The sequence below is a fragment of the Clostridium porci genome (genome assembly GCF_009696375.1).
Taxonomy (GTDB): domain Bacteria; phylum Bacillota; class Clostridia; order Lachnospirales; family Lachnospiraceae; genus Enterocloster; species Enterocloster porci.
Genome location: NZ_VUMD01000001.1, coordinates 333,635 through 352,612 on the forward strand (window position 1 = coordinate 333,635; position 18,978 = coordinate 352,612).

An 18,978-nucleotide genomic window follows, 5' to 3' on the forward strand; every position below is an offset into this window, starting at 1 on the left:
AGAAGGCTTTTTGGTATATTCCTGGGAGGATTAGGAAACAGAAGGGAGATAAGCATGACATTAGATGAAATAGGCCGTCGGGCGAAAGCAGTTTCGAGAGTACTGAATACTCTGGGTTCCAGAGAGAAGAATATAGGATTGGAGGAGGCCGCCAGAGCCCTTTTGGACGGTGAGGAGGAAATTCTCACAGCGAACCGGGCTGACTGTGAGAGGGCAGAGGCCCAGGGGATGAGCCAGGGGCTTTTGGATCGTCTGAGGCTGACTCCTGCCAGGGTTCAGGCTATGGCGGACGGCCTTTTGCAGGTGGCCTCATTAGACGATCCGGTAGGGGAGGTATTGTCTATGAAGCTGCGGCCCAACGGCCTTCAGATTGGGCAGAAGCGGGTGCCATTAGGTGTTATTGGCATGATATATGAGGCACGCCCCAATGTGACCGCGGATGCTTTCGGCCTGTGCTTTAAGTCGGGAAACGCGGTGATTTTAAAGGGAGGAAGCGACGCTGTCAATTCCAACAAAGCCATTGTGGAATGTCTGCGTTCCGGCCTTGCCTGCGCAGGCCTGCCGGAGGATTCCCTTCAGCTTATGGAGGATACCAGCCGGGATGCTGCCAGGGAGCTGATGCGCCTGAACAGGTATATCGATGTTCTGATTCCCAGAGGAGGAGCCGGGCTTATTAAGACGGTGGTAGAGAACAGCAGGGTTCCTGTGATCGAGACGGGAACAGGCAACTGCCATATTTATGTGGATGAGACGGCTGAGTTTCATATGGCTCTGGACATTATTTTCAATGCCAAAACCCAGAGGATCGGCGTGTGCAATGCCTGCGAGTCACTGCTGGTTCACAGAAAAATCGCAAAGGAATTTTTGCCTGTGTTAAAGAAGCGGCTGGATGAAAAAGGCGTGGAAGTCCGGGGAGACGAGGATGCCTGCGCGATTATACCTGAATTTACACCTGCCACAAAGGAGGATTGGGGAATGGAATACCTAGATTATATTCTGTCCTTAAAATTGGTGGATTCGGTGGAGGAGGCGATTAGCCACATTAATACTTATAATACAGGACATTCTGAAAGTATTATAACCTCCGATTATTTTAATGCCCAGAAGTTCTTAAACGAGGTGGATGCAGCGGCCGTCTATGTCAATGCTTCCACACGGTTTACAGACGGCGAGGAATTTGGCTTTGGCGCGGAGATAGGCATCAGTACCCAGAAGCTTCATGCCAGAGGCCCTATGGGCTTAAAGGAGCTGACTACTACAAAATACATTATTTATGGTGATGGTCAGATCCGCTAGAACCTGTGGATAGTGGAATGGAGGCTTTCAATGTTCCGAAAAGCCGAGGCAGGAGTAGCCTGCCCCTGGCGTTTGTTTGAGAAAGCGCTTAGAAACGTTAGAAAAGAGGGATTCATATGCCTGTAGAGGGAAAACAGAAAAAACGCAGCCGGAAGCAGCCGGAGGAGGAGCCCTTTAGCTGGAAGAGGGAGATTATCAGCTGGATTCAGATTATTGTAGCTGCGGTCGCCATTGCTCTGGTGCTTAATAATTTTGTCATAGCCAACAGCCGGGTTCCTACTGGCTCTATGGAGAAAACAATTATGGCCAAGAGCCGTGTCATCGGCTCAAGATTGTCCTATATCAGAAGCGATCCGAAACGAGGGGACGTGGTTATTTTCCATTTCCCGGATGATCCTACAGGAAAGATGTACTATGTGAAGCGTGTGATCGGCCTGCCGGGGGAGACGGTGAACATTGTAGATGGAAAGGTGTACATCGACGGTTCTGACACACCTTTGGATGAGCCGTATCTGGCGGAGCCCATGGAGGGCTCCTACGGTCCGTATACGGTGCCGGAGGGGTGCTATTTCATGCTGGGAGACAACCGGAACAATTCTCAGGACGCCAGATTCTGGCAGAATAAATACGTTGCTAAGGATAAGATCATTGCGAAGGTGCTTTTTAGCTATTATCCGAAGCTTGGAAAGATAAGGTAGAGAAAGAGAGAGGTCAGGATGAAGCTGATTATATCCCCTGCCAAGAAGATGAATGTAAGGGAAGACGAGCTGGATTGGGCGGATCTTCCCTGCTTTCTTAAAAAGGCAGAAGAGCTGAAAGAGTACATACAGGGGCTTAGCCGGGAAAAGGCCCGGCAACTTTGGGGATGCAATGAAAAAATTGCGGATCTCAATTACAGACGCTTTCAGGGGATGAATCTCACCGGTCGTCTCACCCCGGCTCTTCTGTCCTATGAGGGAATCCAGTACCAGTATATGGCTCCGGGTGTTTTTGAGCAAAGCCAATGGGACTATGTCCAGGAGCATCTGTGTATACTGTCAGGCTTTTACGGGCTTTTGCGCCCTATGGACGGAATTGTTCCTTATCGTCTGGAAATGCAGGCAAAGGTGGAGCTGCCCTCAGGCGTAAAGGGACTTTATCATTACTGGGGCAGGGAAATTTATGAGGAACTGACCAGGGAGGATAAGGTCATTGTGAATTTGGCCTCTAAGGAATATAGCAGAGCGGTAGAGCCCTACCTTACTTCGGAGATAACTTGGATTACCTGCGTGTTTGGTACGATGGAAACAGATAAGGGGGGAGAGGAAAGGGTGAAGATAAAGGCCACAGAGGCCAAGATGGCCCGTGGAGAGATGGTGAGGTTTTTGTCAGAGAGCCGGGCGGAGGAGACAAGGATAATCAAGGAGTTTAACCGCCTTGGATATCGGTATAGTGAAGAACGATCCAGCAATAACAAATACGTATTTCTGAAGTAAAGGGATATAGCCTGCAGCTGTTTAATGGGGTAGGGTATGTCCTTTTTTCTGCCAGCAATTCCCACTTGAAATAGAACGTATGTTCTTGTATATTGTAGGCAGGAGGTGAAAAGAGTGTCAGCTTTAAACATACCTATACAGCTTGTCAGCGCGTGCAGTACCTTGGGACAGATTACGCCCCTGTGGTTCCGGTATGAGAACGAGGAACACCAGATTGTCACAGTGAAAATCCAACAGGTAGTATCTTCAAAGGAGGAAAAGCACTGCGGCATGGATTATATCAGCTATGTGTGCTGGGCCCAAACGGAGCAGCAAAGGCGGCTGATAGAATTGAGATACCGGCTGTCTACCCACAAGTGGTCTTTTTTTCAGGCATTATCCTAGAGTGGTTTCATTTCTTGCGTTGGGAGGGAGCAATCATGTCAAACCAGATCTGGTATCATGTAGATGTAAATTCTGCGTTTCTGAGCTGGACTGCCGCCTGTGAAGTTCTTATAAACGGAAGTGATCGGGATCTGCGCCGGATTGCGGCCGTCATTGGAGGCAGCGAGAAAGAGCGCCACGGCATTGTGCTGGCCAAGTCTGATCAGGCCAAGGCCTTTGGAATTAGGACAGGTGAGTCATTGGTGGAGGCAAGGAGCAGATGTCCCGGTCTGATCGTCGTTCCTCCGGATTATGAATTATATGTAAACTGCTCCAGAGCTCTGATCCGTCTTTTGGAAGCTTACTGTCCCCATGTGCACCAGTATAGTATAGACGAAGCCTTTTGTTCTATGGAAGGGACTGAAACTCTGTGGGGAAGTCCGGTAGTGTTTGCCCGGCAGCTTAAGGAGGAAATCTACAAGACCTTGGGCTTTACCGTAAATATCGGAGTATCGGATCAGAAGCTTCTGGCAAAAATGGCCTCAGAGTTTAAGAAACCGGACAGGGTTCACACCCTGTTTCAGAAGGAAATTCGAGAGAAGCTGTGGCCGCTGCCTGTACATCAGCTTTTTTGGGTAGGCCGGGCCACAGCCGCCCGGCTGAAAAATCTGGGAATCCGTACCATTGGAGAACTGGCTAACACAGATCTGGAGATCCTGAAAGCTCATTTAAAAAAGCAGGGAGAATATATATGGCACTATGCGAATGGCCGGGATCTATCTCCCTTTTTACAGGAGCTTTCGGAGAATAAAGGCTACGGCAATTCCATGACAATTCCCTTTGATGTAAGAGATATGTCTATAGCCAGGCAGGCACTTCTCTCTCTTACGGAAACGGCCGGCGCCAGACTCCGAGCGGATGGCAGGAAAGCCTCCTGCATAAGTGTTTCCATCACAGACAGCGGGTTTTGCCGCTGCTCCAGGCAGAAAACCCTCTACCAGGCAACGGATGTCACTGCGGAGCTATACCAGCAGGCCTGCGGTGTATTGGAAGCGCTGTGGGACGGCTCTCCGATACGCCAGATGGGTGTTCATACCAGCTGCCCAGTCAGCTATGCCCCTTACCAGTATCACCTGTTCCCCGCAGATAAGGAGGAAGCGTATGGGAGGCTGGACGCGGCTGCAGACGCGATTCGGAACAAATACGGAGAGGATGCCCTGATGCGGGCTGTATTTTTAAAAAATCCTCTTCCTCATATGGCCGGAGGAATCGACAAGGCGAAGCGTACCGGCGTGACTAAGGCTTTGGGCCATCCTTAACGCTCCGATTGAAACCAATTTCCTTTTCAATCAAATCCATTTGTGATATAATACATGAGGTAAATTTGAAAAACTATAGTTTTAAGGGAGATCTACGTGAATCAGTTACTTATATCATATGAGGAAGCACAAAAAAAAGCGCCGAAGGAGGAACCGGACAGGCAGCTCTTTTTTATGGAGCGGTGCCGCGAACTGCTGGAGGAATTAAAGAAAGCCTACGGCCGGGAGGTTATGACCTTCCATATTGAGACCTTCGGCTGCCAGATGAATGCAAGGGACTCTGAAAAGCTGATGGGCATACTGGAGCAGATGGGGTACAGGGAGGAAAGCTCCGAGGATGCCGACTTTGTTCTTTATAATACCTGTACGGTACGGGAAAATGCCAACCTTCGGGTATATGGCCGTCTGGGTCAGCTGGGGGCGTATAAGAGGAAGCGCCCGGAGATGATGATTGCGCTCTGCGGCTGCATGATGCAGGAGAAGGAGGTGGTGGAGAAGATTAAAAAGAGCTACCGTCAGGTAGATCTGATCTTCGGAACCCATAACATATTCAAGCTGGCTGAGCTGGTTTATACCTGTCTGGAGGAGCGCAGGAAGGAGGCGAAAGCCAGAGCGGCGCAAAAAGGCTTTAAGGGCCACATGGTGGTGGATGTATGGGAGGATACCAGCCAGATTGTGGAGGATTTGCCTGTGGAGCGCAAGTACCCCTTTAAATCCGGCGTTAATATAATGTTTGGCTGCAACAACTTTTGCAGCTACTGCATCGTACCCTATGTACGGGGGAGGGAGCGTTCCAGAAAGCCGGAGGAGATTCTTAAGGAGGTAAGAAAGCTGGCTGCGGACGGAGTGGTAGAGATTATGCTGCTGGGTCAGAATGTGAACTCCTACGGAAAGAACCTGGATACGCCTATGACCTTCGCAAGGCTGCTTGAGGAGGTGGAGCAAATAGATGGCATTGAGCGGATTCGTTTTATGACCTCCCATCCCAAGGATTTATCACAGGATCTGATCAATGTAATTGCAAGGTCAAAGAAAATCTGCCGCCATCTCCACCTTCCCCTGCAGTCGGGAAGCACGAGAGTTTTAAAGGCGATGAACCGGCACTATACAAAGGAGCAGTTTCTGGAGCTTGCAGCCAGAATCAAGGAGGCAGTGCCGGAAATTTCCCTTACTACAGACCTCATCGTAGGCTTTCCCGGTGAGACAGAGGAGGACTTTGAAGAAACCATGGATGTGGTGCGTAAGGTAGGCTTTGACAGTGCCTTTACCTTTATCTACTCCAAGCGCACCGGAACGCCGGCGGCCGCTATGGAGAATCAGATCCCGGAGGAGACGGTAAAGAGCCGCTTTGACCGTCTGTTAAAGGAGGTTCAGGACATAGCGGCGCAGCTTAGCGGACGGGATGCCGGCACGATTCAGGAGGTGCTGGTAGAGGAGGTTAACGGACACTCTCAGACGCTTATGACAGGCCGTTTATCCAATAATGCCATCGTACATTTTCCCGGGGATTCTTCCATGATTGGAAAGCTGATTAAGGTTTATCTGGAGGAGAGCAGGGGCTTTTACTATATGGGGAAAATTGCGGAGCAGGCAGAATAGTCTCTGCTTCGGCATACAAGAGAAGAGAGGTTAATATTTTGGCAAAGACACAGCAGCTGTCTCCTATGATGCAGCAATATATGGAAACCAAAAAGGAATACCCGGATTGTATTTTGTTTTACCGCCTGGGAGATTTCTATGAAATGTTCTTTGAGGATGCTCTGACTGCTTCCAAGGCCCTGGACATCACTCTTACAGGGAGGGACTGCGGGCTTGAGGAAAGAGCGCCTATGTGCGGAGTGCCCTATCATGCGGTGGATTCCTACCTGTATAAGCTGGTGCAGCAGGGGTACAAGGTAGCGATTGCAGAGCAGATGGAGGAGCCAGGCCAGGCCAAGGGGCTTGTAAAACGGGAGGTCATACGGGTAGTGACGCCCGGAACCATTACCAGCTCCCAGGCCCTTGATGAGACAAAGAATAATTATCTCATGGGCATTGTTTATTTGGATGGAGTCTACGGAATTGCTGCCTCAGATATAAGCACCGGTGATTTTGTGGTTACGGAGGTAGACTCAGATCGAGAGCTTTTTGACGAGATCAATAAGTTCTCTCCTTCGGAGATTATATGCAATCATGCATTCTACATGTCCGGTGTGGATGCGGAGGAGCTGAAAAACCGTTATCATGCGGTTGTGTCTGCTTTGGACCCCCGCTTTTTCGGGGATGAGTCCTGCCGGAAGGCGCTCAGAGAGCATTTTCATGTGGGAGCCTTAAGCGGACTGGGATTAGAGGATTATGGAACGGGTATCATAGCAGCAGGTGCGGTGATGCAGTATATTTACGAAACTCAGAAAAGCACACTGGAACATATTACTACAATTACGCCTTATTCCACAGGCCAGTATATGGTTATTGACACCTCCACCCGGAGGAATCTGGAGCTGGTAGAGACTATGCGGGAGAAACAGAAGCGGGGAACCTTGTTGTGGGTTCTGGATAAGACAAAGACCGCTATGGGGGCGAGGCTTTTAAGAACCTATATTGAGCAGCCCTTGATTTATAAGGAGGAGATTATCAGACGGCAGGCAGCAGTGGAAGAGCTGAATATGAACTATATTTCCAGAGAGGAAATCTGCGAATATTTAAACCCTATTTACGATCTGGAACGCCTTATGGGGCGTATTAGCTATAAAACTGCCAATCCCAGGGATCTCATCGCATTTAAAAATTCCCTGGAAATGCTTCCCCATATAAAGGGGATTCTGGGAGAGTTTAGCAGTGCGCTTTTAAAGGAGCTTGAGGCAGAGATGGATCCCCTGGAGGATATGTGCCGGCTGATTGACGAAGCCATACTGGAGGAACCGCCAATTACAATCCGGGAGGGCGGCATGATTAAGGATGGCTATAATGAGGAGGCGGATCGCCTGCGCCATGCCAAGACAGAGGGTAAGACCTGGCTTGGAGAGCTGGAGTCCAGAGAAAGGGAGAAAACGGGAATTAAGACATTAAAGGTGAAATTCAATAAGGTGTTCGGCTACTATTTCGAGGTAACTAATTCCTTTAAGAATCAGGTTCCAGCTTACTTTATCCGCAAGCAGACGCTGACCAACGCGGAGCGGTATACCACGGATGAGCTTAAGGATTTGGAGGATATTATCATGGGCGCCGAGGATCGTCTGGTGTCTCTTGAGTATGAGCTGTTCTGTCAGGTGCGGGACAGCATCGCCTCCCAGGTGCTGCGAATCCAGAGGACAGCCAAGGCTGTGGCTGGCGTGGATGTGTTCTGTTCCCTGTCCGGGGTTGCCACCCGCCGCAATTATGTAAAGCCCCAGATCAATGAAAAGGGCGTCATACAGATTAAGAACGGCCGCCATCCTGTGGTGGAGCAGATGATGCGGGACGACCTGTTTGTAGCCAATGATACATTTCTGGACAATGGAAAAAACCGCCTTTCTGTTATCACAGGGCCCAATATGGCTGGGAAATCCACCTATATGCGCCAGGTAGCGCTGATTGTGCTTATGGCCCAGCTGGGCAGCTTTGTGCCGGCCCAGGAGGCGGATATTGGTATCTGTGACCGAATCTTCACCCGGGTGGGGGCCTCTGACGATCTGGCCAGCGGCCAGAGCACCTTTATGGTGGAGATGACGGAGGTGGCCAATATTTTGAGAAATGCCACTAAAAACAGCCTTCTGGTGCTGGATGAAATCGGAAGGGGAACAAGTACCTTTGACGGCCTGTCCATTGCCTGGTCTGTGATTGAGTATATAAGCAGCCCCAGGCTTCTGGGAGCGAAAACGCTCTTTGCTACCCATTATCATGAGCTGACAGAACTGGAGGGCTCCATTGCAGGGGTGAAAAATTATTGTATCGCAGTGAAGGAGCAGGGGGATGATATTGTATTTCTGCGAAAGATCGTACGGGGCGGGGCAGACAAAAGCTACGGTATCCAGGTAGCCAAGCTGGCAGGGGTGCCGGATACGGTCATTGCCAGGGCCAAGGAGATTGCTCAGGAACTGAGCAATGCGGATATTACGGCCAGAGCCAGGGAGATTGCGGAGATCAGCTCCTCTGTTACCCCGCATAAGGCAGTGCCTAAGCCCGACGAGGTGGATATGCAGCAGCTTACCTTTTTTGATACGGTGAAGGATGATGATATTATCCGGGAGCTGGATGAGCTGGAGCTGTCTACCATGACGCCGCTTGACGCTATGAATACCCTGTACCGCCTTCAGACAAGGCTTAAGAACCGGTGGAAGGAGAATCAATAATTCATGAATTTTTATATATTGACCTTGTTTGCCGATATGGTTCTGGGAGGTCTTAGAACCAGCATAACAGGAAGGGCCATAGAGAAGGGGATCATCTCAGTCAATGCCATTGATATTCGGAATTATTCCACAGATAAGCACAGGCATGTGGATGATGCCCCTTACGGCGGAGGTGCAGGCATGGTGATAGAGCCGGGGCCTGTGTGCGCTGCCTACGAGGATTTGTGCGGGAAGCTGAAAAAAAAGCCCAGGGTTATTTACATGACGCCTCAGGGTAAAGTGTTTAATCAGTCTATTGCTGAGGAGCTTGCCAGGGAAGATGAGTTGGTATTTCTCTGCGGCCATTATGAGGGCATTGATGAGCGGGCCTTAGAGATGATTGTAACGGATTACCTCTCAGTGGGAGATTATATCCTGACAGGAGGGGAGCTTCCGGCTATGATGATGATTGACTGTATTTCCCGGCTGGTTCCCGGAGTTTTGAACAACCATGAGTCGGCCCAGGAGGAGTCCTTTCATGACAATCTTTTGGAATATCCTCAGTATACAAGGCCGGAAGTGTTCAGAGGACGCTCGGTGCCTGAGGTGCTTTTAAGCGGGCATCACAAGAAAATAGAGGAATGGCGCAGGCAGCAGTCGATAAAGAGGACGCTGGAGCGCAGGCCGGATCTGCTGGAGGATGCAAGGCTTACCTTAAAGGAGGCAACATATCTGGAAGCGCTTCTGGAGGGCGTTGGAGACTTAAAGGAGCTGGAGGAAGCGGTGGAGCTGTATGTCCGGGAGCTGGATGCAGGAGCGGCAGAGCCCAAGCTTAAGCGGAAGGCCATGTCTATGATTAAGAAACTTTTGTCAACCAAGGAATGTACCATAAAGGAAATAAAAAGCTTTTACAAGATTTGCAGGCTTCGGACCAATATTCTGAAGGAATAGTAGCCTGAGCATTAAAAATACCATATTAAGAGGCTATATCGTTGACAGACCATGGATTATATAGTAAAATTTCATGAAACTATGCAGATAAAGCAGAGTGAATTATAAGTAAGAAACAGGAGTGATATGTTTGGATCTATCTGGTGACACGATCACCATACGCTTAATTGTTATTCTGATTTTATTGGGGTTATCCGCCTTCTTTTCATCCTCGGAGACAGCTTTGACAACAGTGAATAAAATCCGCATACGGAATCTGGCGGAATCCGGTAATAAATCGGCCCAATGGGTGCTGAAGCTTTCTGCTAACCAAGGGAAAATGCTCAGCGCCATCCTGATTGGCAACAATGTAGTCAATCTGTCTGCCTCCTCCATGCTGACCGTCCTGGCTACAGAGGTGTTCGGTAGCAGGGCTGCCGGAGCGGCAACTGGTATCCTGACGCTTCTGATACTGATATTCGGAGAGATAACGCCAAAAACGGTAGCTACTCTGGAAGCAGAGAAGAATGCCCTTCGTTTTGCCCGGGTGATTTATATGATCATGGTAGCGCTGACTCCGGTTATTTATTTGGTAAACCGCATGTCCTCAGGAGTCCTGTGGCTCTTGAAGGTGGATCCTGGAAAAGCAGGGGACGATATGACTGAGGACGAGCTGCGGACCATTGTACAGGTGGGCCATGAAAAGGGCGTCATAGAATCAGAAGAAAAGCAGATGATTAACAATGTGTTCGATTTGGGCGATTCTGTGGCTAAGGATATTATGATTCCCAGGATCGATATGGTTTTTATCAATATAGAGGCAGGCTTTGAGGAGCTGTTAGAGGTGTTTCGCAGGGAACGGTATACTCGTCTGCCTGTCTATGAGCACACAACGGATAATGTAGTGGGAATTATAAATATTAAAGATATGCTTTTGATTGAGGACAGACAGCGCTTTTCCATCCGGGCTCACCTGCGCCGGCCGCTCTACACCTTTGAGTCTAAAAAATTGTCGGAGCTGATGGTGGAGATGCGCAAAACCTCTAACAATATCGTAATCGTCCTGGACGAGTACGGGGCAACTGCAGGCCTTATTACCCTGGAGGATATTTTGGAGGAAATTGTGGGCGATATAAGGGATGAGTACGACGAGGATGAGGAGGACGAGCTCATTCAGGTTCAGGAGGGAGAGTATCTGGCGGAAGGTTCCATGAAGCTGGATGACTTAAATGACAGCTTGGGCCTAAGGCTTATCTCGGAGGATTACGATTCTGTGGGAGGATTGGTAATTGAAAGACTGGATCATCTTCCTTCCCAGGGGGAAGAGGTGGAGTGCGGCGGAATCCGGCTGGTGGTGGAGCATGTGGAGAAGAACCGGATCGATAAGATACGGATTTATCTGCCGGTAGCCGGGAATGGGGAGAATTCCTGATAAATCGCTTGCATTTCAGGACAAATTGTGATAAAATCAGACGTTGTGAAAAGAAATAGATGGTCCTCTGTTACTAAGATGCAGCGAACCTGAGGGACTGCAAAGAGTATTAAGAACATCCAATAGATGAAGGAGGTTCACACGATGAACGAAATAATCAAGAACATTGAAGCCGCACAGCTGAAGGAAACGGTTCCAAGCTTTAGGGTTGGCGATACCGTTAAGGTATACAACAAGATTAAAGAGGGAAACCGCGAGAGAATCCAGATTTTTGAGGGAACGGTTATTAAAAGACAGAATGGCGGAGCAAGAGAGACCTTTACTGTGAGAAAGAATTCCAATGGCATCGGCGTTGAGAAGACCTGGCCATTACACTCGCCAAGTGTTGATAATGTGGAAGTGATCCGCAGAGGTAAAGTAAGACGTGCAAAGCTGAACTATTTAAGAGACAGAGTAGGCAAGGCGGCAAAGGTAAAAGAATTAGTTAAATAAACGGATGGTAAAGTAAGAATAGAGTTTGCGAACGCAAACTCTATTTTGCACTATGGAAGCCTGGGGGCAAATGGAATTGCCTGCGCAGGGCCTTTGGTTTTAGAAAGGCGGAAGGGATTCATGGAATTTTATGTGAACGAGGACACAGCATGGCTGCGCCGGAGTGTGCGGTGGGCGGTTCATATTGTTGTAGTGATAGCCTGCGCCTGGTTTTTGGTGTATGGCTTCTGCACTCAGGTGCCGGTGACTGGCAATTCTATGCAGCCGGTGCTGGATGCGGATGATGTGGTGCTGGTGAACCGTCTGGCTTATGATTTGGGAAAGCCGGAACGGTTTGATATCGTAGTCTTTGAGCGGGAGGATCAGAAGAAAAATGTAAAACGGATTATTGGGCTGCCGGGAGAGACGGTGCAGATTAAAGGCGGCTTTATATTTATAGATGGCGAGCTTTTGAACGCAGAATCTGATCTGGAACGGGTTTCCCTGGCAGGAAGGGCAGATACGCCTATTCAGCTGGAAGAGGGTGAGTATTTTCTTCTGGGAGATAACAGGGACAGCAGTGAGGACAGCCGGTTTTCCAATATCGGCAATGTGAAGCGGGAGCAGATACAGGGAAAGGTTTGGTTTAGGATGTTTCCCCTGCTGAAAATGGATTTTATTTCCTCCAGATGACAAGGCTTAGGAGGGAAGGCAGCTGGGCAGAAAAGGGAGCCGCATTGACGGCAGGCAGAACAGGAGTAGAGAATGAATATACAATGGTATCCAGGTCATATGACCAAGGCAAAGCGTGGGATGAAGGAGGATATGAAGCTGATTGATCTGGTGATTGAGCTGGTGGACGCAAGGGTTCCCGTTTCCAGCCGCAACCCGGATATCGACCAGCTGGGGGCTGGAAAGGCCAGAATGGTTCTTCTGAATAAATCAGATCTGGCCGATGAAAGACTGAACGGGAGGTGGGCTTCCTGGTTTGAGGCTCAAAAGATCCATACAGTGAAAATAGACGCCAGAAACAGGGGAACCTTAAAGCAGATTCAGTCTGTCGTTCAGGAGGCATGTAAGGAAAAGCTTGAGCGGGACAGGAGACGGGGAATTTTAAACCGCCCCGTCCGTGCGATGGTAGTGGGGATACCTAATGTGGGAAAATCTACCTTTATTAATTCCTTCGCGGGAAAGGCCTGCGCCAGGACGGGAGACAAGCCAGGTGTTACAAAGGGCAATCAATGGATTCGTCTGAATAAAACGCTGGAGCTTCTTGACACCCCCGGCATTCTGTGGCCCAAATTTGAGGATCAGCAGGTAGGCGTTAAGCTGGCAATGATAGGTTCTATAAACGATCAGATCCTTAATAAGGATGAGCTGGCCTGTGAATTAATACGTTTTCTCAACAGCTATTATCCCCAGGCCCTTTCTGAGCGGTTCAGCCTGGAGGATGGAAAAGGTCAGCCAGAGCATATTCTGGAGGAGATTGCCAGGGCCAGAGCCTGCCTGATGAAAGGAGGAGAGCTGGACGTGTCAAGGGCCGCAGCGTTGCTTCTGGATGATTTCAGGGCTGGTAAGCTGGGGAGGATTACATTGGAGGAGCCAAAGGAGCAGTAGGATGGCAGGAAGAATTTTAACAGGAGAAAAGCTGGAGCAGGAGCTGGCCAGGCTGGAGCAGATGACTGCATTCGAAAAAGAATATGGGCGTATAGGGATTGTCTGCGGCATTGATGAGGCCGGAAGGGGGCCGCTGGCAGGGCCGGTGGCAGCCGGAGCGGTGATTTTGCCTGAGGACTGCCGGATTTTATATCTGAACGATTCCAAAAAGCTTTCTGAAAAGCGCAGGGAGGAGCTGTCTCTAGAGATAAAGGAAAAGGCGGTCGCCTGGAGTGTGGGGCTTTCCTCACCGGAACGGATTGACCAGATTAATATTTTGCAGGCTACCTATGAGGCCATGAGGGAAGCGATCAGGGGACTGTCCATAAAGCCGGAGGTGCTTTTAAATGATGCTGTGACCATACCGGGAGTAGAAGGAATTCAGGTTCCCATTATTAAGGGAGACGCCCAAAGCCTGTCCATTGCGGCAGCCAGCATTCTGGCCAAGGTCACAAGGGATCATATGATGTCTGAATATGAGAAGCTGTTTCCGGGCTACGGCTTTGACAGGCATAAGGGCTATGGAACAGCTGCGCATATTCAGGCCATCCGACGGCTGGGTCCCTGTCCGATACATAGAAGAAGCTTTATCAAAAAGTTTACCGGGGAAAAAGTATGAATAAGAGGGAGACAGGCGGCCGCTATGAAAAGGCGGCCGCAGATTATTTAAGCCGTCAGGGATATGAGATTATACGCGCAAATTACCGATGCAGCCAGGGGGAGGTGGATCTGATCTGCCGTCAGGGCGGCTACCTGGTGTTTGTAGAGGTGAAGTACCGCTTTGGCCTGTCCATGGGAACCCCAGAGGAAGCGGTGAATTGGAGAAAACAGGAGCGTATACGCAAGGTAGCCGCATTTTATATGTACACGTTTAAATTACCGGAGGATACACCCTGCCGTTTTGATGTGGTAAGTATTTTGGGGGAAGATATAAAGGTAATACAGAATGCCTTTTAGACCAGGCGCCATTGCGCAAGAAGGGCTGGCGCTTTCTGCGTGAGAACTCTGTTTAGAAGGAGGTATGACACAGGATGGAAATCAAATGGAAGTACAAGAATCAGGAACATATCTTTGAAACAAGAGAGGGTGACGGAGTACCCTATTTATCCTTTAAAGGGCTGGATGACATAGGAATGGTGATGAATGGTTTCTCAACCCGCCTAGGAGGAGTCAGCAAGGGCAAATTCGCAACCATGAATTTTTCCTACAGCCGAAAGGATGATCCGGAGGATGTGCTGGAAAATTTTACCAGAATGGCGAAGGCTTTAAAGGTGGAACGTGACCGCATGGTAGTCTCCTATCAGACCCACACTGTAAATGTCCGCAGGGTGACAACAGCTGATGAGGGTAAGGGGGTTATTCGTCCGAGAGATTATAAGGATGTGGACGGTCTGATTACAGATGTGCCGGGGCTTACCTTAGTGACCTTCTATGCAGATTGCGTACCCCTGTATCTGGTAGATCCGGTGCACCGGGCCATCGGCCTTTCCCATTCCGGCTGGAGAGGTACAGTTAAGAAGATGGGGCAGGTGACTTTGGAGGCCATGAAAGAGGCCTTCACAACGAAGCCGGAGGATGTAATCGCAGCCATTGGCCCCAGCATCTGCAAGGACTGTTTTGAGGTGGGGGAGGAGGTAGTCAGGGAGTTTGAAGCCGTCTTTGACTGTAAGTACCATAAGGAACTGATTCGTCCCAACGGCAGGCCTGGCAAATACCATCTGGATCTGTGGAAGGCCAATCAGATTATCTTGCAGGAGGCTGGGGTACAGCCAGAGAGGATTCACACCACAAATATCTGCACGATGTGCAACAGCGATTATCTTTTCTCCCATAGAAGGGTGGGAGAGGAGCGGGGAAATCTGGCTGCCTTCTTATGCATCCGGTAAGAGAGAAGAAAAAAGCGAGGCGCCTGTGTCCGGCTGCCCCGCTAATCATCGATAAATTAAACAGGTAATCAAAGAGAATGCTTGCTATACCAGCTTTTGAAAATACTCGTATCCGCCGTTCTGACGCCTCTTTACCAGCTTTTGAATCTTTTCGGTAGGAGTCAGAGTAGCGCTGATGGAGCGGTCATGGTTCAGAGTGTTGATAATGGCAGCCAGATATTTGCTCATATCTGCTTCCAGATACCAGGAGCGGTTCAGAAGTTCAGGCGTACGGTAGTTCAGATTGGTGGTAATTACATAGTCCAGATAGCCCTGGTGGTAGAATTCGTCAAATTTTTCAAGGCCGTTGGTAAAGAGACCAAAGGTACAGCATACGATCACCTTTTCGGCCTTGCGCTCCTTAAGCTCCTTGCAGGTATCCAGCATGCTCTCCCCGGAGGAAATCATATCGTCGATAATCAGCACCGTTTTGCCCTCGACAGAGGAGCCCAGGAACTCATGGGCGACAATGGGATTCCTGCCGCCTATAACCTTGGAATAATCCCGGCGTTTGTAGAACATGCCCATATCCACCCCCAGGTTATTGGCAAGGTAAACGGCCCGGTTCATGGCCCCTTCATCGGGGCTTATAATCATCAGATGCTCTTTGTCGATACGGATGCCGGAATCATGCTGGAACAGGGCCTTTACAAACTGATAGGTAGGCATGAAATTGTCAAAGCCAATCAGCGGAATGGCATTCTGTACCCTGGGGTCGTGGGCGTCAAAGGTGATAATGTTCTCCACTCCCATGGCAGCCAGCTCCTCCAGCCCCATGGCACAGTCCAGGGATTCGCGCTTGCTGCGCTTATGCTGACGGCTTTCATATAAGAAGGGCATGATTACATTCACCCTGTGGGCAGTGGATATGCAGGCTCCCACAATACGCTTTAAGTCCTGAAAATGATCGTCGGGAGACATGTGGTTTGTATAGCCGCTTACGGTATAAAATATGCTGTAATTCATTACATCCACCATAGCAAACAAGTCGGTGCCCCGGACCGATTCTTTGACAACTGCTTTCGCCTCCCCTGTTCCAAACCTTGGGCAGCTGCATTGTAAAAGATAGGAATCCATATCATATCCGCGGTAGTGCAAATCCTGCTGACGGCTCAGCTCCTCCATATCATTGCGTCTGAACTGCACGATATGATCGTTTACCTTAGACGCCAGGTTTTTGCAGCTGTCCAAAGCCGCGATTTTTAAGGGTGCCACAGGAAGGGAATCCTTGAATACAAAATTGTTCGCCATGATTCGGTTTGCTCCTTTATCAACGTAAGTAAAGTGAAAAATTTTAACTTGCCCAGAATATCACATATGATTTATACCATTTCCTATTACTATGGTCAAGAGGTTGGGAATATTTCGTGAAAAAAAACAAAAGAATTCCTATAAAAGAACTTGGCATTTACAAACATAGGTAATATTGGTATCATAATAAATGCAAAGGATAGAGTCAGAGCCAGAAAATGCTTTACAACCAGGAGTGTGTATAGTAAAATCAAGCGGATATAGGGTTTAAGCAGACGTTCCTTTGCTTATGTCGTGAGCCTATGGCACAGCTTCCTGAAGATATGCTTGCTTCAAGTAGATATGAGGAACAGGAGTCAAATGAGATCTGGAAAGAAAAAAGTTAGCAGCTGTGAATGCTGCGGTATAGACCAATCCACGGAGGTAAATCAATGAGCAAACCAATCGTAGCCATCGTAGGCAGGCCCAATGTAGGAAAGTCTACGCTGTTTAATGTAATTGCTGGAGATACCATTTCCATTGTGAAGGATACGCCCGGCGTAACCAGAGACAGAATCTACGCGGACTGTAATTGGCTGGATATCAATTTTACCCTGATTGACACTGGCGGTATTGAGCCGGATGTCAATGATGTGATCCTGTCCCAGATGCGCGAGCAGGCGGAGATAGCCATTGCTACAGCAGATGTAATTATATTTATTGTGGATGTGCGCCAGGGATTGGTGGATTCTGACTCCAAGGTGGCGGACATGCTCCGCAAATCCCGCAAGCCGGTGGTGCTGGCAGTGAATAAGGTGGACAGCATAGCTAAGTTTGGCAACGACATCTACGAGTTTTATCATCTGGGGATCGGCGATCCTCAGCCTGTGTCTGCGGCCTCCCGATTGGGGATCGGCGATTTGCTGGACGAAGTGGTCAAGCATTTTGACAGAGATCCGGAAGTGGAGGAAGAGGACGACCGCCCAAGAATTGCTGTGGTAGGAAAACCGAATGTAGGAAAATCCTCGATCATCAATAAGCTGTTAGGGGAGAACCGGGTGATTGTTTCCAACATAGCAGGTACCACCAGGGACGCGGTGGATACGGAGATTGTTCATAACGGCGCTTCATACGTATTTATCGATACAGCGGGACTCCGGCGCAAGAGCAAGATAAAAGAAGACTTGGAGCGCTATAGCATTATCCGTACGGTTACAGCGGTGGAGCGGGCAGACGTGGTTGTTATCGTCATAGACGCGGTGGAAGGCGTTACGGAGCAGGATGCCAAGATTGCAGGGATTGCCCATGAGAGGGGAAAGGGGATTATTGTGGCGGTAAACAAATGGGACGCCATCGAGAAAACGGATAAGACCATTTATGAATATACCCGGAAGATAAAGGATACCCTGTCCTTTATGCCATATGCAGAGTTTATTTTTATCTCAGCCGCGACAGGACAGCGCCTGCCAAGGCTCTTCGATATGATTGACGCAGTCAGGGAAAATCAGAATATGCGGGTAGCCACCGGCGTCCTTAACGAAATCATGACAGAGGCAGTGGCTATGCAGCAGCCTCCGTCCGATAAGGGGAAGCGTCTGAAAATCTATTATATGACCCAGGTATCAGTAAAGCCTCCTACCTTTGTGGTTTTTGTAAATGACAAAGAGCTGATGCATTTTTCCTATACAAGATATCTGGAAAATCAGATCAGAAATGCCTTTGGATTCCGGGGAACGTCCTTAAAATTTATTATCCGTGAACGCAAGGCCAAAGAGCAGTAATAGCATGACAAGCCCATGAGTGAATGTTTTGTGGATATGAATATAATCAGTAAAGCACATATAGATTTTGGGACAGCCGGTTCAGTTACAGTTTGTTCATTTATGGGTTTGGTGTGATAGCAACGTGAATACCAAGGGGGATTAAGGGATGGAGAGAATTATATGTATAATACTGGGATATGCTTTTGGGCTGTTCCAGACGGGCTATATTTACGGCAGGCTGCATGGAATCGATATACGCCAGCATGGAAGCGGCAACTCTGGCAGCACCAACGCCTTGCGCGTCATGGGAGTGAAGGCTGGCGCTATGGTATTCATGGGTGATTTTCTGAAAACGGTAATTCCCTGTTTTCTGGTACGGATATTTTTTAAAAACCAGCCGGATTTTATTTATATACTGATTCTTTATACAGGCTTTGGCGTAATTTTGGGACATAATTTCCCATTTTACCTGAAATTTAAGGGAGGAAAAGGAATTGCGGCTACAGCCGGAATTATATTTTCCCTGGACTTAAGGCTAACCTTCCTTTGCCTGGCAGCCTTTGTACTGATTGTGGCAGTTACCAGGTATGTGTCTTTGGGCTCTTTGGTTGTATCGGCGCTTTTTTTAGTGTGGGATGTAGTCTTTGGAAATATGGGAGCTTACGGGCTTTCCCAGAATGGGAAAGTGGAATTCTGTTTCGTGTCCCTTGTGATTGCAGCCATGGCCTTCTGGCGGCACAGGGCTAATATTGTAAGGCTGATTCAGGGCAGAGAGAATAAGGTAGGGACAGGCAAGAATAAAAGACATTCATAAAACATAAATAGGATG

General features: G+C 48.9%; 17 protein-coding genes and 1 pseudogene. 17 read left to right on the forward strand and 1 reads right to left on the reverse strand.

What is annotated here, in order from left to right; translation table 11 throughout:
- The first annotated feature begins 54 nt into the window (after nucleotides 1-54).
- From FYJ39_RS01490 to pgeF, 15 genes and pseudogenes are all read left to right on the forward strand, one after another.
- Nucleotides 55-1,296 carry a glutamate-5-semialdehyde dehydrogenase gene (locus tag FYJ39_RS01490; RefSeq protein ID WP_154470693.1) on the forward strand — a complete coding sequence of 414 codons (1,242 nt, stop codon included), beginning with the start codon at nucleotides 55-57 and terminating at the stop codon, nucleotides 1,294-1,296.
- A 116-nt stretch (nucleotides 1,297-1,412) separates the two neighbouring features.
- A complete protein-coding gene (gene lepB / locus FYJ39_RS01495; protein ID WP_154470694.1) occupies nucleotides 1,413-1,994 on the forward strand; it encodes a signal peptidase I in 582 nt (193 codons plus the stop codon).
- 18 nt (nucleotides 1,995-2,012) lie between these two features.
- Entirely contained in the window at nucleotides 2,013-2,771 is a 759-nt protein-coding gene (gene yaaA, locus FYJ39_RS01500; RefSeq protein WP_154470695.1) for a peroxide stress protein YaaA, read from the forward strand.
- A 114-nt stretch (nucleotides 2,772-2,885) separates the two neighbouring features.
- Nucleotides 2,886-3,155 carry a hypothetical protein gene (locus FYJ39_RS01505; protein WP_178258275.1) on the forward strand — a complete coding sequence of 90 codons (270 nt, stop codon included), beginning with the start codon at nucleotides 2,886-2,888 and terminating at the stop codon, nucleotides 3,153-3,155.
- 35 nt (nucleotides 3,156-3,190) lie between these two features.
- A complete protein-coding gene (locus FYJ39_RS01510; RefSeq protein ID WP_154470696.1) occupies nucleotides 3,191-4,453 on the forward strand; it encodes a DNA polymerase Y family protein in 1,263 nt (420 codons plus the stop codon).
- Nucleotides 4,454-4,627: 174 nt separating this feature from the next.
- Complete coding sequence (miaB, locus tag FYJ39_RS01515; RefSeq protein WP_154470833.1) at nucleotides 4,628-6,052, forward strand: tRNA (N6-isopentenyl adenosine(37)-C2)-methylthiotransferase MiaB; 1,425 nt, start codon at nucleotides 4,628-4,630, stop codon at nucleotides 6,050-6,052.
- Between the two features lie 65 nt (nucleotides 6,053-6,117).
- Nucleotides 6,118-8,763, forward strand: coding sequence for a DNA mismatch repair protein MutS (mutS, locus tag FYJ39_RS01520; RefSeq protein WP_154470834.1), 2,646 nt, complete (start codon nucleotides 6,118-6,120; stop codon nucleotides 8,761-8,763).
- A 3-nt stretch (nucleotides 8,764-8,766) separates the two neighbouring features.
- Nucleotides 8,767-9,531, forward strand: a pseudogene (trmD, locus tag FYJ39_RS01525) (tRNA (guanosine(37)-N1)-methyltransferase TrmD); the annotation flags it as partial.
- Nucleotides 9,532-9,823: 292 nt separating this feature from the next.
- On the forward strand, nucleotides 9,824-11,104 hold the full coding sequence (locus FYJ39_RS01530) for an HlyC/CorC family transporter (protein WP_154470698.1): 1,281 nt from the start codon (nucleotides 9,824-9,826) through the stop codon (nucleotides 11,102-11,104).
- Nucleotides 11,105-11,248: 144 nt separating this feature from the next.
- Nucleotides 11,249-11,596, forward strand: coding sequence for a 50S ribosomal protein L19 (gene rplS / locus FYJ39_RS01535; protein ID WP_154470699.1), 348 nt, complete (start codon nucleotides 11,249-11,251; stop codon nucleotides 11,594-11,596).
- A gap of 120 nt (nucleotides 11,597-11,716) precedes the next feature.
- A complete protein-coding gene (gene lepB / locus FYJ39_RS01540; protein WP_154470700.1) occupies nucleotides 11,717-12,268 on the forward strand; it encodes a signal peptidase I in 552 nt (183 codons plus the stop codon).
- Between the two features lie 72 nt (nucleotides 12,269-12,340).
- Nucleotides 12,341-13,192, forward strand: coding sequence for a ribosome biogenesis GTPase YlqF (ylqF, locus tag FYJ39_RS01545; RefSeq protein ID WP_154470701.1), 852 nt, complete (start codon nucleotides 12,341-12,343; stop codon nucleotides 13,190-13,192).
- Between the two features lies 1 nt (nucleotide 13,193).
- On the forward strand, nucleotides 13,194-13,850 hold the full coding sequence (locus FYJ39_RS01550) for a ribonuclease HII (protein WP_154470702.1): 657 nt from the start codon (nucleotides 13,194-13,196) through the stop codon (nucleotides 13,848-13,850).
- Nucleotides 13,847-14,188 carry a YraN family protein gene (locus FYJ39_RS01555; RefSeq protein ID WP_154470703.1) on the forward strand — a complete coding sequence of 114 codons (342 nt, stop codon included), beginning with the start codon at nucleotides 13,847-13,849 and terminating at the stop codon, nucleotides 14,186-14,188. Before FYJ39_RS01550 ends, FYJ39_RS01555 begins: the two co-directional genes overlap by 4 nt.
- Before the next feature lie 74 nt (nucleotides 14,189-14,262).
- Entirely contained in the window at nucleotides 14,263-15,117 is an 855-nt protein-coding gene (pgeF, locus tag FYJ39_RS01560; protein WP_154470704.1) for a peptidoglycan editing factor PgeF, read from the forward strand.
- An 84-nt stretch (nucleotides 15,118-15,201) separates the two neighbouring features.
- Here pgeF and FYJ39_RS01565 read toward each other — a convergent pair whose 3' ends face one another.
- Nucleotides 15,202-16,407, reverse strand: a complete 1,206-nt coding sequence (locus tag FYJ39_RS01565; protein WP_154470705.1) for a ribose-phosphate pyrophosphokinase — start codon at nucleotides 16,405-16,407, stop codon at nucleotides 15,202-15,204.
- A gap of 431 nt (nucleotides 16,408-16,838) precedes the next feature.
- On the opposite strand from FYJ39_RS01565, the gene der reads away from it, so the two are divergent.
- On the forward strand, nucleotides 16,839-18,167 hold the full coding sequence (der, locus tag FYJ39_RS01570; protein WP_154470706.1) for a ribosome biogenesis GTPase Der: 1,329 nt from the start codon (nucleotides 16,839-16,841) through the stop codon (nucleotides 18,165-18,167).
- A gap of 148 nt (nucleotides 18,168-18,315) precedes the next feature.
- The gene (gene plsY, locus FYJ39_RS01575) at nucleotides 18,316-18,963 is read left to right on the forward strand and encodes a glycerol-3-phosphate 1-O-acyltransferase PlsY (RefSeq protein WP_154470707.1); all 648 of its coding nucleotides are present in this window, start codon (nucleotides 18,316-18,318) and stop codon (nucleotides 18,961-18,963) included.
- Nucleotides 18,964-18,978: the final 15 nt, after the last annotated feature.